At 31.2% G+C, this 13,526-nt stretch carries 12 protein-coding genes; 7 read left to right on the top strand and 5 right to left on the bottom strand.

The features are described from left to right. Positions 1–168, bottom strand: a 168-nt coding sequence (gene rplU, locus AC9UFV_RS00530) for a 50S ribosomal protein L21 (protein WP_509571681.1), incomplete at its 3' end; no start/stop codon positions are given. Between the two features lie 254 nt (positions 169–422). Here rplU and AC9UFV_RS00525 point away from each other — a divergent pair. Continuing rightward, positions 423–1,751 carry a M16 family metallopeptidase gene (locus AC9UFV_RS00525; protein ID WP_509571677.1) on the top strand — a complete coding sequence of 443 codons (1,329 nt, stop codon included), beginning with the start codon at positions 423–425 and terminating at the stop codon, positions 1,749–1,751. An 11-nt stretch (positions 1,752–1,762) separates the two neighbouring features. Next, a complete protein-coding gene (locus AC9UFV_RS00520; protein ID WP_509571674.1) occupies positions 1,763–3,808 on the top strand; it encodes a M16 family metallopeptidase in 2,046 nt (681 codons plus the stop codon). A gap of 50 nt (positions 3,809–3,858) precedes the next feature. On the opposite strand, the gene AC9UFV_RS00515 is transcribed toward AC9UFV_RS00520, so the two are convergent. After that, positions 3,859–4,725, bottom strand: coding sequence for a DMT family transporter (locus tag AC9UFV_RS00515; protein ID WP_509571670.1), 867 nt, complete (start codon positions 4,723–4,725; stop codon positions 3,859–3,861). Between the two features lie 120 nt (positions 4,726–4,845). Between AC9UFV_RS00515 and AC9UFV_RS00510 the strand changes: the two genes are divergently transcribed. Then, entirely contained in the window at positions 4,846–5,229 is a 384-nt protein-coding gene (locus AC9UFV_RS00510) for a heavy-metal-associated domain-containing protein (RefSeq protein WP_509571667.1), read from the top strand. A 4-nt stretch (positions 5,230–5,233) separates the two neighbouring features. Here the strand turns inward: AC9UFV_RS00510 and AC9UFV_RS00505 are convergent, their stop codons facing one another. The 3 genes from AC9UFV_RS00505 to AC9UFV_RS00495 are packed head-to-tail and all read right to left on the bottom strand — an operon-like array spanning position 5,234 to position 8,312. Beyond that, on the bottom strand, positions 5,234–5,737 hold the full coding sequence (locus AC9UFV_RS00505; protein WP_509571665.1) for a nuclear transport factor 2 family protein: 504 nt from the start codon (positions 5,735–5,737) through the stop codon (positions 5,234–5,236). A gap of 47 nt (positions 5,738–5,784) precedes the next feature. Then, positions 5,785–7,656 carry an Nramp family divalent metal transporter gene (locus tag AC9UFV_RS00500; protein WP_509571662.1) on the bottom strand — a complete coding sequence of 624 codons (1,872 nt, stop codon included), beginning with the start codon at positions 7,654–7,656 and terminating at the stop codon, positions 5,785–5,787. A 2-nt stretch (positions 7,657–7,658) separates the two neighbouring features. Then, entirely contained in the window at positions 7,659–8,312 is a 654-nt protein-coding gene (locus tag AC9UFV_RS00495) for a metal-dependent transcriptional regulator (protein WP_509571659.1), read from the bottom strand. An 83-nt stretch (positions 8,313–8,395) separates the two neighbouring features. Here AC9UFV_RS00495 and AC9UFV_RS00490 point away from each other — a divergent pair, with 83 nt between their 5' ends. The 4 genes from AC9UFV_RS00490 (at position 8,396) to AC9UFV_RS00475 (ending at position 13,375) form a co-directional block, all read left to right on the top strand. Beyond that, positions 8,396–9,139 (top strand): transporter, encoded by a 744-nt coding sequence (locus tag AC9UFV_RS00490; protein ID WP_509571657.1) that lies wholly within the window; start codon positions 8,396–8,398, stop codon positions 9,137–9,139. A 216-nt stretch (positions 9,140–9,355) separates the two neighbouring features. Then, complete coding sequence (locus AC9UFV_RS00485) at positions 9,356–11,587, top strand: TonB-dependent receptor family protein (RefSeq protein WP_509571654.1); 2,232 nt, start codon at positions 9,356–9,358, stop codon at positions 11,585–11,587. Positions 11,588–11,705: 118 nt separating this feature from the next. Continuing rightward, positions 11,706–12,851 carry a lycopene cyclase family protein gene (locus AC9UFV_RS00480; protein WP_509571651.1) on the top strand — a complete coding sequence of 382 codons (1,146 nt, stop codon included), beginning with the start codon at positions 11,706–11,708 and terminating at the stop codon, positions 12,849–12,851. Between the two features lie 113 nt (positions 12,852–12,964). Beyond that, the gene (locus AC9UFV_RS00475; RefSeq protein ID WP_509571648.1) at positions 12,965–13,375 is read left to right on the top strand and encodes a BrxA/BrxB family bacilliredoxin; all 411 of its coding nucleotides are present in this window, start codon (positions 12,965–12,967) and stop codon (positions 13,373–13,375) included. Positions 13,376–13,526: the final 151 nt, after the last annotated feature.

The following is a 13,526-nucleotide window of genomic DNA, read 5'->3' as shown; positions in this document are numbered from 1 at the left end:
ACCTTCTATAGCTGGGGCGCCTAAAGTGATTGTACCGTTATCATCTAACAAAAGAACTTTGTCGAAAGTAACTTTCGATCCTTCTTCACTTGCTAAACGATTAACATAAACCTTTAGATCTTTGCTAACTTTAAATTGATGCCCTGCTATCTCTACGATTGCGTACATAACAATATTGTTTAATTAATTTTTAAGAGTGCAAATATACCATTAAATATTTAATGTGCAACCAATTAAGTAAAAAAACAAGATTTATCTGTAATTATTGGCGTTTTGGTGCTGGTTGAGCGGTATTTTCAAAAAATAAAAGTTAAATTCTGTTAAATATAAAGCAGTTTAGCTACTCGTAATTGAAAAAAAGTTATTTTTGAACTACTATTTATTAGAAAATAGAAAAAATTCAAACCAATTTATTAATCTTTATGAAAAAATCATTAATGGCACTAGGCACAATGCTTATGCTGGGCGGAGTTGCTTCAGCTCAAAAAGTTGCTTTTGAGGAATATACATTAGACAATGGTCTTCATGTTATTCTTCATAACGATGCTTCGGCACCGGTAATCATTACTTCGGTAATGTATCATGTAGGTTCTAAAAACGAAAACCCAGAAAGAACTGGATTTGCTCACTTTTTTGAACACCTTTTATTTGAAGGAACAGAAAATATTAAACGTGGTGAATGGTTTAAAATTGTAACTGCCAATGGTGGAACCAATAATGCCAACACTTCTGAAGACCGAACTTACTATTACGAAGTATTTCCATCAAATAGTTTAGAACTTGGGCTTTGGATGGAATCGGAAAGAATGATGCATCCTATTATTAATCAAATTGGTGTTGACACTCAAAATGAAGTTGTAAAAGAAGAAAAACGTCTACGTGTTGATAATCAACCTTACGGAAGTTTAATTGCTGAAGTTAAGAAAAACATGTATGTTAAACACCCTTACCGTTGGGCTCCAATTGGCTCAATGGAACATTTAGATGCAGCTACATTAGAAGAATTTCAAGCTTTTAATAAAAAATTCTATGTTCCAAATAACGCTGTTTTAGTAGTTGCGGGAGATTTAAATGATATTGCAAAAACAAAAGAATGGGTTAACAAATACTTTGGTGCAATTCCTAGAGGAAAAGATGTAGTAGTTGAAAAATTTGTTGAAGAACCAATTACTTCAACAATTAAAGCAAGCTATCAAGATCCTAACATTCAAAAACCAATGATTGTTGCTACTTACAGAACACCATCAATGAAAACGAGAGATGCAAGAGTATTGGATATGATTTCTACAGTATTAAGCGAAGGAAAAAGCTCTAGATTGTACAAAAAAATTGTAGACGATAAGAAAATGGCTCTTCAAATTGGTGCTTTCAATTACAGTCAAGAAGATTATGGTATGTATATTTTATATGGTATGCCTCAAGGAACATTTACTTCAGAAGATATCGTAAAAGAAATAGACGAAGAAGTAGTAAAACTTCAAACAGAATTATTGACAGATAAGGAAATGCAAAAGCTTAAAAATATCTATGAAAATAATTATGTAAATGGCAATTCAAATGTAGAAGGTATCGCTGAAAATTTAGCGTCTTACTACCTATTACACGGTGATATTAATTTGATAAATACAGAAATTGAAATGTATCGCTCAATAACAGCTCAAGAAATTAGAGATGTTGCCAAAAAATATTTAAATCCAAATCAGAGATTGTTGTTGGATTATGTTCCATCAAAAGACAAAGCTCAGAACTAAGAAATTATATCATGAAAAAAATAATTATAGTATTATCAGGCTTGTTTTTAACTTTAACTATGCAAGCACAAGATCGAACTCAGCCAAAACCTGGACCTTCTCCAGTAATAAATATTAAGAAACCTCAGTCATTTACTCTTCCTAATGGATTGCAAGTAATGATTGTTGAAAACCACAAACTACCAAAAGTTTCATTCAGCTTGAATATTGACAATTCACCTTATGCCGAAGGGACTAAAAAAGGAGTTGCAAATTTAACAAGTAGCTTAATTGGTAACGGAAGTAAGAAAATCTCTAAAGATGCTTTCAACGAAGAAATTGATTTTCTAGGAGCTGAATTAAGTTTTTATGCATCTGGAGCTTCTGGAAGTAGTTTATCTAAATATTCTGGTAGAATATTAGAATTAATGGCTGATGGCGCTTTGAATCCAAACTTTACTCAAGAAGAATTTGATAAAGAGAAAGATAAATTATTGGAGAATTTAAAAACTCAAGAAAAAAGTGTAGCTGCTGTTGCTGGAAGAGTACAAAATGTATTGGCTTTCGGAAAAGACCATCCTTCAGGGGAATATTTAAGTGAAGAAACAATTAAAAATGTAACTCTAGCAGATGTTGAAAATAATTACAACACTTATTTTGTTCCAGAAAATGCTTACCTAGTTATTATTGGTGATGTTAAATTCAAAGAAACTAAAAAAGCAGTTGAAAAATTATTTGGATCTTGGGCTAAAGCAAGCGCTCCTTCTGTTAAATATACTGATCCTGTAAATGTTCAATATTCTCAAATCAATTTTGTGGATATGCCAAATGCAGTTCAATCGGAAATTGCGTTGCAAAATACCGTAAATCTAAAAATGACTGATAAAGATTATTTTGCAACAATTGTTGCAAATCAAATTCTTGGAGGTGATTTTAATAGCTACTTAAACATGAATCTTCGTGAAGCTCACGGTTGGACTTATGGTGCTCGTTCAGGTATTGGCGGAAGCAAATATGTTTCTACTTTCAGAGCTTCAACACAAGTAAGAAATGCCGTTACAGATAGCGCAGTTGTAGAATTTTTTAAAGAAATTAAGAAAATTAGAACTGAAAGAGTTACAGATGAAATGTTAGCAAACGTAAAAGCTGGTTACGTTGGTAAATTTGTAATGCAAATTGAAAAACCACAAACCGTTGCTGGATATGCTTTGCGTATAAAAACTCAAGGACTTCCTGAAGATTTCTACGAAAATTATATCAAAAATATTAATGCAGTAACTGCTGAAGAAGTAATGGCTGCTGCCAATAAATATTTCTTAGAAGATAAAATCAGAGTGGTAATTGTAGGTAAAGGGAGTGATGTAATTCCTGGTTTAGAAAAATTGAAAATTCCAATGTTCTATTTTGACAAATTTGGAGCGCCAACAAGTAAACCGGTAATGAAAAAGGCAGCTCCTGCAGGAGTTACTGTAAAAACAGTTTTAGACAATTACATTAAAGCTGTTGGAGGAGAGAAAGTCGTTAAAGGGGTAAAATCAATTAGTACAGTTGCTAGCGGAGAAATCCAAGGAACTCCTTTAGAAATGAATACAAAAGTTACTTCTTCTAATAAACTAGCGAGTGAAATGAAAGCAATGGGAATGAGTTTCATGAAACAAGTTGTTAATGAAAAAGGAGCCTATGTAACACAACAAGGTAAAAGAAAAGATCTTGACGGAGAAAAACTTGCTGAAGCAAAACAAAGCGCCATGCCTTTTCCTGAATTAACTATGGCTACAAAAACTTCAATTGCTTTAGATGGAATAGAATCTTTTAATGGTGCAGATGCTTACGTGATTAAAGACGGAAAAACGACTCATTATTATGATGTAAACACTGGATTAAAAATAGGTCAAGCGGTTACTCAAGAGGCAAATGGTCAAAAAATGACTCAAATAACCAACTATAGTGATTATAAAGAAGTGAAAGGAATTAAAGTTCCTTATAAAGTTTCAATGTCTTTTGGTCCACAAGAAATTGAATTCAAAACTACTGATGTTAAAATTAACGAAGGTGTTTCTGATGCTGATTTCCAATAATAAATAAAAGTAATTCAATTGAAAAAGGCTATCTGAGAAGGTAGCCTTTTTTATTTTTTAGAAGATAAATAAACTCCGATTAAAATAATAAAAGCACCTAAAAACTGAATTGGAGTAAGCATTTCATTATCTAATAATCCCCAGAAGAATGCAATAATTGGAATTAAATAAGTAACTGAAGTTGCGAAAACAGGAGAGGATATTTGAATTAATTTAAAGAAAATAATATTTGCAATTCCAGTTCCAATAACCCCTAATAATAAAATAAAAAAGATAGATAGTTGCGTTTTTTCAATTGCAATAGTTTCTTCAATTCCTGAAAATGATAATATAAAAATTGCAGGTATAATCATTACTGCAAAATTCCCGGTGGAAATAGAAAGCGGACTTAAATCGGATAAATATTTTTTAATGAGATTTACATTAAGAGCATAACAAATGGAGGCTAGTATTACAAAAATTGAATAATAATAATTTTGCTCTGGATGATGAATCGCACCATTAAAAACCAATAAAACACTTCCAATAAAACCGATAATTACACCATAAATTTGTGTTCTTTTAAAAGTCAGTGAAAATGACAAAGCACCTAAAATTAAAGTATTCAATGGAGTTAAAGAATTTAATATTGCACTAATTGAACTGTCTATACTAGTTTCGGCAATTGAAAATAAAAAAGCAGGAATAAAAGTTCCAAAAAGTGCTGTTAATGTAATGTGTTTCCATTTTTGTTTTGGAATACTTTTTAATGAATTAAACCCTATTGAAAGTAAAAATAATCCAGCAAAAATAATTCTAAAAGCACCCAATTGATAGGGTGTCAATCCAACTAATCCTCGTTTTATAAGAATAAAAGAGCTGCCCCAAATTAAGGCTAACACCAACAAAAAAAACCATTTTGTTTGCTTCGAATTCATATCGGTAATTATTTCTACAAATTTTGTAATAATTTTAAGAATATGACCTTTAATTTTTAATTATTTTTGTAATTGAAATCCAACTATTTTTTTGGATATTATTTTAATTAAATTAAAAATATGCGTTTTATTCCCTCATTCTTAGTAATTACTTTGTCAAGCTTATTGTTTATTAGTTGTAAAAAAACGGAAGTTTCTCCAACCAAAAAAACAACTGAAATAGCTTCAAAAACAAATTCAGTTGTAGCTGCTGTAAAACCAGAAAAGGCATCTTTTAATATTGAAGGAATGACCTGTGCTGTTGGGTGTGCAAAAACTATTCAAGAGAAATTAGCGTCAATGGATGGTGTTCAAAGCGCTACCGTAGATTTTGATAAAAAATTAGCAACCGTAGAATTTGACGCATCAAAACAAACAACGGAATTTTTATTAAAGGCAGTTGAAGAAACCGGAGATGGAAAAACTTATGTAGTTTCCAATATGAAATCAGAATCGAAAAATTAATAATTTATTCCGATTTCAATTTTTCAATAATTCCATTTTCAATTTTTTCTTTGATTTTTACAACCTCATCAATATTGTCATTTGGAATAGTCATTGACAATACATAATGAGCAATTTTCCAAGTATTTCCTTCCTTGATTAGAACTCCAGATCCTCGGCAAATTTTCATTTGAGTGTCTAATAATTCATCGAACCAAGCTGTATTTTGTGTTTTATCAAAATAGATGTTTCTCTGCAAAGAATTGAAATTCCACGCCTTTCCTTTATCAAAATAGGGCTTTGAAAAAGTCTTAAATGCATCCAATTGCCAATTTTCAGATGCATCCGTCCCAATAAAAACGCCATTAGAACACATATAGGAAAAGTAATTGTCAAACTCGGCATTTGCTGCAGCCTTATGCCAAGAATCAAGCGTAACATTGATCTTTTTTTTATCGCTTTCTGTGGTTTGTGAAAATGTTTTTGATCCTAATATTAAGATGCAAAATAGTATAATCGATTTTTTCATATTTTTAAAATTTGATTAGATCCAAATATAATAAAAGTATTCTAAATTTAGTTTTTTACAATTAATAATGGAATGCCAATTTTATGGCGTAATTTATCTACGGTAGTTCCGAAAAGTAAGTCTTTAAATCCTGTATGCCCGTGAGTCCCCATTACTAAAATATCAAAATCGCCTTCATTTATTATTGTTGGAATAACAGAATTTGGTTTTCCAAAGCCTAATTTTATAGTAACATTAATTCCTTTTTTGGATAATATTTCTTTGTACTGTTCCAATAGTTTTTCGTCAATTAAGGTTTCATGGTCGTCAATATTTTCGCCATAAACCATTGCACCTACCGTTTCAACCACGTGAATCAATGTGTATTTTGCTTCAGCGCCACCCAATTGAAAAGCGTTATTTAATGCAGATTCATCAGCACTTGAGAAATCAACTGCAACAGCAATATTTTTTCGTGTGTAGTTATCATTTTTAGAAAATTGTAACTTTAAATTGTGTGGTGAATGATTTTCAATAGCCAACTTAGATTTAGAAATAAACGGTTTAAATACTATATAGAGTAACAATAGTAAGAAACTAAATGCTAATGGAACTACAGTAAACCATAATAATGTAGGATTCTCTGAAGTGGTTAACCAATCATTAATTTCATCAAATACCAATTTTACATTCAACGAAACGATGATAATTGCCACCAGCCAAGATACTATTTTGGTAGTGCGACTGATGTGGAATCCCTTCATTTTGCTTTTATCACTTACAAAATGAATCAAAGGAATAATTGCAAATCCGAGTTGTAAACTTAAAATCACCTGACTAAAAATCAATAGTTTTCCGGTAACCGCTTCACCAAAAATAGTGATTACAATTACAGCCGGAACAATAGCAATTAATCGGGTTAAAATTCGGCGAACCCATGGTTGAATTCTTAAATTCAAATAGCCTTCCATAACTATTTGCCCTGCTAAAGTACCCGTAATTGTTGAACTTTGACCTGCAGCAATTAAAGCAATTGCAAATAAAATGGGAGCATATTTACTTCCTAAAAGAGGTTCTAAAAATCGGTGCGCATCTTGAATTTCAGCGACTTCATACATCCCATTTTTGTAAAATGTGGCTGCAGCCAATATTAAAATGGCAGCGTTTACGAAGAAAGCTAAATTGAGCGCAATAGTAGAATCTATTAAATTATATTTTAGAGCTTGCTTAATTCCTTTGTTGGTTCTTTCAAATTTACGCGTTTGTACCAAAGAGGAATGCAAGTATAAATTGTGCGGCATTACGGTAGCTCCTATTATTCCAATAGCAATATACAAAGCTGCTGAATTGGGCATTGAAGGAATTAATCCGTAAATAACTTTGCCCACTTCAGGTTGTGCAAAAAACATTTCAAATAAAAAGGAAATCCCTATAATTACTACTAAAACTATCACAAAAGCTTCCATCTTCCTAATGCCTTTATTTATAAGGAAAAGCAATAAAAAAGTGTCAAAAACAGTAATAAAAACACCTTGAATTAAAGGGATGTCAAACAATAAATTGATCCCAATTGCCATTCCTAAAACTTCAGCTAAATCACAAGCGGCAATAGCAATTTCTGCTAAAAAATAGAGGATGTAATTCACAAAAGGAGAATAGGTTTCTCGAGAAGCTTGCGCTAAATCACGCTGAGTGACTATTCCTAAACGAGCACTCAAACTTTGTAATAACAAAGCCATCAAATTACTCATCAATAAAACCCAAAGCAATGCATAACCAAACTGACTTCCACCAGCAATATCAGTGGCCCAATTTCCAGGATCCATATAACCCACGCTAATTAAATAGGCAGGACCAAAAAAGGCAAGCAGCTTTCTAAAGCCCGTTTTTTTATTTTGGGTAGAAACCGATTCGTTAACTTCTTCTAGTGATTTGCTCATATTTAACGTAATTTAATATAAAGATTTTCAGCTATTTTATTTGAAATAGAAATTGTTTCTGAATTCAAATTAATAGTGAAAGAATGATCGAATTTTTCAGAGGAAATTACCTTTATTGGAACACCTAAAAAAATATTTTTTTTATCTAAATATTGCAAAAATTCAACTGATGAATTTTTTACTCCCACACAAATATAATCTTGATTGAAAATAGCGTCTGACAATAATAATTTATCTATATTTTTAATTTCCCCATTTGCATTTGGAATAGGGTCCCCGTGAGGATCTAAAGTTGGAAAACCAAGAAATTCATCCAATTTATCGACTAATTTTTCAGATCTAATGTGCTCTAATTCTTCCGCAATATCATGAACTTCATCCCAAGAGAAATTTAATTTTTCAACTAAAAACACTTCCCATAATCGATGTTTTCTAACAATCATTTTTGCACAAAGCAATCCGTTCTCTGTTAATGTAACGCCTTGGTATTTTTGATAAGAAACCAAATCTTTTTCTGATAATTTCTTCAACATATCTGTCACAGAAGAAGCTTTTGTGTCTATCATTCCTGCAATAGCATTAGTATTAACCCCTTTTGGAGATACTAAAGATAAATGATAGATAACTTTGATGTAATTTTCTTCTGAGGTAGTCATTATTATAACCTATATATAATACAAATTTAATTCATATTTTTTATTATCAAAACTTTTTTTTAGATTTGTCTAAAAATTATTTTATGAGAATTAAATTACTACTCTTTTTGTTTTTTCAATCGCTAATTGTAACTGCACAACAAATTGAGCCTTTACAAGCGGACAGACCCGATCAAACTGAAACGCCTTATCTTGTGCCTGCCGGCATGTTTCAGGTAGAAACGGGATTTTCATTTCAAAAAAACGATGCGTTTAGTAATACGAATGCGCTTCCATCTACTCTATGGAAATATGGGCTTAATGAAAATTTCGAGTTACGATTAATCACCACTTTTTCATCTGAAAACAACCAAAATGAAACTAATTCAGGTATAAATCCTATATTAATTGGTTGTAAAATTAAAATTAGTGATGAGAAAGGGTTTATTCCAAAAACATCATTTATTGGACATTTTTCTATTCCTAAGCTAGCTTCAAAAACTTTTCAAAGTGAATATTATGCTCCCAGATTTAGATTTGTTATGCAACACTCTTTGTCTAATAAATTGACTTTAAGTTACAATTTAGGTGCCGAATGGGACGGATTTTCTGCAGAACCCACTTTTATATATACTTTAACAACAGGTTTTTCATTAACAAACAAAATGGGATTTTATATAGAATCCTTTGGTTTTGCCCCTCAAAAAGATATTGCTAATCATAGTTTTGACGGCGGAATTACCTATTTGATAAACAATAATTTTATGTTAGATTTATCTTCGGGCTTTGGAATAACAAAAAATGCCCCGAAAAATTATTTTGCAATTGGATTCTCATTTCGAATTTAATTAAAAATTAAGACTTTGTTTATGCTTACTTATTATTTTCCAATTCAATAATTAATAATAAACCTTCTCCTGGCAGTAATAATTTAATGCTAACTTTCTCTGATAAAAGAACTTAAATATACAAATGTTAATTTTTTTATATTTTGTTATTTTTAATTTGTCTAAATAAGCATAAGGACTTAAATTTGCACTTCAAATTAATTATAATACTAAATAATGAAATATTTCCTTTTGGTAAGTGTGTGTTTTATAACTTTTCAATTTCATGCCCAAGAATTCAATTTTCAACAAGAAGACACTATCAAGAATTTAGCTCCGGTGATAATTACTTTAAAAATTCAAAGTCCGGAACGAATGCCTGAAATAAAAGATAACACTCTTTTTTCAGGGAAAAAAAACGAAGTGTTAAAACTATCTAACATTAACGGAAACTTTACTACAAATAATGCAAGAGAAACTTTTTCTAGGATTCCTGGAGTTTCTATTTGGGAAAATGAAGGCTCTGGAATTCAAATTAATATCGGTGTAAGAGGATTAAGTCCAAATCGAAGCTGGGAACTAAATACGAGACAAAATGGATATGACATTTCTTCAGATGTTTTTGGATATCCAGAAGCATATTATAATCCCCCATTAGAAGCTGTAGAAAGCATAGAATTGTTACGAGGCGGTGCTTCACTCCAATTCGGACCACAGTTTGGCGGAATGTTGAATTATATACTGAAAAGAGAAACTAAGAAAAGATTTTCATTCGAAACCCAAAACACTGTTGGCAGTTATGGATTAATGAGCAGTTTTAATGCAATAGGTGGGAGCTCTAAAAAATTCTCATACTACCTTTATAACCACTCTCGAAGTGCCGATGGATGGAGAAAAAATAGCGAATACAGTGTTAGAAATTCACATGCTTTTGTAGAATATCGATTTAATGATAAAACAAAAATAAACGCCGAATACACTAATATGGATTATGAAATGAAGCAACCAGGTGGGTTGACTGATGAGCAATTTATCCAAAATTCACAACAATCCTTCAGAAACAGAAACTGGTTTGGCACTCCATGGAATTTATTCTCAATACAATTTGACACCAAAGTAAACGCCAATTTAACATCAAACACAAAAGTATTTGGATTAATTGGCCAAAGAAATAGTGTCGGTTTTATAGCAACACCAAATACTATGGATGAAATAAACTTGACAACAAACAACTATTCAAACCGAAGAGTTGACAGAGATCATTACAAAAATTTTGGATTAGAAAATAGAAATATACTTCGCTACAATTTTGGAAATAATTCCCACAATCTAGCTTTTGGGGCACGGTTATACAAAGCAACTACTAAAAGACTACAAGAAGGTAAAGGAACCACAGGAAATGATTTTAATTTATATGTTGACGGTCCATTTCCTAGAGATTTAGATTTCGTAACAGAAAATGTGGCAATTTTTGCTGAAAATCAATTCCGATTGACTGAAAAATTTAGTGTAACCCCTGGTTTAAGATTAGAACATATAAATTCAATTGGCCAAGGATTATTTGGAATTATTAATGGAAATAATATTGCATTACCTGAAAAAAAATTAATAAGAAATAAAGCATTATTTGGTCTTGGAATGGAGTATAAATTTGCTAAAACAAATGTATATGCTAACATAACACAAGCATACAGGCCTGTACTGTTTTCTGATTTAACTCCATCAGCAGTAACAGATGTAATCGATCCAAACTTAAAAGATGCAAGTGGTTTTAATGCTGATATAGGATTTAGAGGAAGTGTAAATAACTACTTAAATTTCGACTTTAGTTTGTTTTATTTGAACTACAATAATCGAATCGGTGGTGTAAGACAATTTACAAACAATGATTCCAATCAAGGTACTTATCTATTTCGAACAAATTTAGGAGAAACTGTAAATAAAGGAATTGAGAGTTTTTTCAATCTTAACATCACAAGTATGTTAGAAATTGAAAAAAAATATGGAAATGTTGACTTTTTTGCCACTATGAGTTTTATCGATAGTCGTTATACCAACTATAAAATATTTTCCACTACTGGAAATCCGCCAAATGCAACAATCACACAAACTGATTTATCAGGAAATAGAGTAGAAAATGCTCCCAGATACATTCACAATTTTGGACTTTCATGGGGCAAAAAAAACATTTCAACAACCTTACAGTGTAGAATGTCTGGAAAAATTTTTACAGATGCAAACAATACAACAACTCCATCAACTAACGGTGTGACTGGATTACTTGACAGCTACAAAGTATTTGATTTATCAGCAGAATATAAATTTTTTCAAAATTATAATTTCAAAGCAGGAATCAATAATATATTTAATGAAAAATATGCAACCCGACGCTCAACAGGTTATCCTGGACCTGGTATTCTTCCAGGTGAATCTACCACGTTTTATATTTCGATTGGAGCAAAAATATAATTTATAGAAATTAAATTTATAATCTTAAAATTAAACTATTTAACTTACCAAAGAAATAAAGTGTTTACAGGAAAATAAAACCTAAAAAAAGATTATTTTTGAAATTCTAAATTTCAAGATGAAACATTACAATTACATTTTTGCAGGTGCAGGTTTGTCAGCTTTAATGACAGTCTATAAGATGGTTAAATCGGGTAAATTTTCCGATAAAGCCATTCTTTTATTGGATGAAAATCCTAAAAAAACCAATGACAGAACGTGGTGTTTTTGGGAAGAAAAAAATGAGACTTGGGATGCAATTGTTACAAAAAAATGGAATTCAGCACTTTTTGCTAATAAAAATCAATCGGTAAATATCGATTTAACTCCCAATAAATACAATCAAATTCGAAGTGTCGATTTTTATAATTTTGTTTTAAATGAAATTTCAAAACACGATAATATCACATTTGAAAATCAAAAAGTAGTAGAATTTGAAGAAAATGAAGTTTCAATTGAATTAAAAACAGAAACTGAATCCTATTCCTGCGATCAATTATTCAATAGCATTCTGAATCCATTCGAAGTTGAAAATCAAAAGCAATATCCGCTTTTGCAACAGCATTTTATTGGATGGTTTATTGAATCTGAACAAGAAGTTTTCAATTCGGAACAAGCAACATTCATGGATTTTTCTGTTGAACAAAAGGGAAATACACGTTTTATGTATGTGCTCCCAACCTCAAAAACAGAAGCACTTTTAGAATATACACTGTTTTCTCACTCCCATTTAGAAACTAAAGAATACGAATCGGAAATTGAAATTTATTTAAAAAAGTTGGGTGTTACCAATTATAAAATTGTAGAAAAAGAACGCGGCAGTATTCCAATGACGTGTTTTCCATTTTGGAAAAATAACACCAAAAGACTCCTAAATATTGGTTCTGCCGGAGGATGGACTAAAGCAAGTACCGGATACACTTTTAAAAATGCCGATAAAAAATCAACGCAATTAATCCAATTTCTTCAAACAAAAACCGACTTCAAACAATTTCATAAAATAAATAAATTCTGGTTTTATGACTTGCTTTTATTAGACATTTTGAATAGAACTAATGAAATGGGTTCAAAAATATTCTCCGCGTTATTCACCAACCCAAATCCACAGTTGAATTTTAAATTTTTAGATGAAGAAACAACCTTTGCCGAAGATTTACAGGTGATTTGGAAATGTCCAAAACCAATTTTCATAAGAGCCTTTTTTAGAGTTTTTCTAAAAATTTAGCATTTGTCAATAGCATTATAACAAAACTTTATAATTGAAAATTATTTCTTGATTCTAATCTTTGTAACTTTGCTGAACAAAAATAAAATCAACAATCTAAAATCAATATAATTATGTATCCAGAAGAAATGGTACTTCCAATGCAAGCTGAACTTACAGCGGCAGGATTTCAAGATTTACACAGCGCTGATGCTGTAGAAAACGCATTAAAAGCAGACGGAACAACACTTGTCGTAGTAAATTCTGTATGCGGTTGTGCCGCTAGAAATGCACGCCCGGGAGTGAAAATGAGTTTAGAAGGCGCAAAAAAACCTTCAAATTTAGTAACTGTTTTTGCCGGAGTTGACAAAGAAGCCGTTGATGCCGCTAGAAAACACATGTTTCCTTTTCCTCCTTCATCGCCAAGCGTTGCGTTATTCAAAAACGGAGAATTGGTTCACATGTTGGAGCGCCACCACATTGAAGGTCGCCCAGCAGAATTAATCGCAGAAAACTTGCAAGACGCTTTCAACGAATATTGTTAATTCGAAAACAAACTTCAAAAACCTCTTATTATTAATTAATAGGGGGTTTTTTATTTTCAAATTGGTTCATTTCCAAATTTTCAAATTATCTTTGCCTTCGAATTCTATTTTTTAGATTCAACATAATTTTCTTAACTTAAATTGTTTATAG

It is taken from the genome of Flavobacterium sp. (assembly GCF_044349645.1).
GTDB lineage: Bacteria > Bacteroidota > Bacteroidia > Flavobacteriales > Flavobacteriaceae > Flavobacterium.
This window is presented reverse-complemented; position numbering and strand designations above follow the sequence as displayed.

What these genes read in the sequence shown, in the direction of transcription:
- AC9UFV_RS00525 (WP_509571677.1), top strand. Translation starts at nt 423, where the DNA reads ATGAAAAAATCATTAATGGCACTAGGCACAATGCTTATGCTGGGCGGA.
- AC9UFV_RS00520 (WP_509571674.1), top strand. Translation starts at nt 1,763, where the DNA reads ATGAAAAAAATAATTATAGTATTATCAGGCTTGTTTTTAACTTTAACT.
- AC9UFV_RS00515 (WP_509571670.1), bottom strand. Translation starts at nt 4,725, where the DNA reads ATGAATTCGAAGCAAACAAAATGGTTTTTTTTGTTGGTGTTAGCCTTA.
- AC9UFV_RS00510 (WP_509571667.1), top strand. Translation starts at nt 4,846, where the DNA reads ATGCGTTTTATTCCCTCATTCTTAGTAATTACTTTGTCAAGCTTATTG.
- AC9UFV_RS00505 (WP_509571665.1), bottom strand. Translation starts at nt 5,737, where the DNA reads ATGAAAAAATCGATTATACTATTTTGCATCTTAATATTAGGATCAAAA.
- AC9UFV_RS00500 (WP_509571662.1), bottom strand. Translation starts at nt 7,656, where the DNA reads ATGAGCAAATCACTAGAAGAAGTTAACGAATCGGTTTCTACCCAAAAT.
- AC9UFV_RS00495 (WP_509571659.1), bottom strand. Translation starts at nt 8,312, where the DNA reads ATGACTACCTCAGAAGAAAATTACATCAAAGTTATCTATCATTTATCT.
- AC9UFV_RS00490 (WP_509571657.1), top strand. Translation starts at nt 8,396, where the DNA reads ATGAGAATTAAATTACTACTCTTTTTGTTTTTTCAATCGCTAATTGTA.
- AC9UFV_RS00485 (WP_509571654.1), top strand. Translation starts at nt 9,356, where the DNA reads ATGAAATATTTCCTTTTGGTAAGTGTGTGTTTTATAACTTTTCAATTT.
- AC9UFV_RS00480 (WP_509571651.1), top strand. Translation starts at nt 11,706, where the DNA reads ATGAAACATTACAATTACATTTTTGCAGGTGCAGGTTTGTCAGCTTTA.
- AC9UFV_RS00475 (WP_509571648.1), top strand. Translation starts at nt 12,965, where the DNA reads ATGTATCCAGAAGAAATGGTACTTCCAATGCAAGCTGAACTTACAGCG.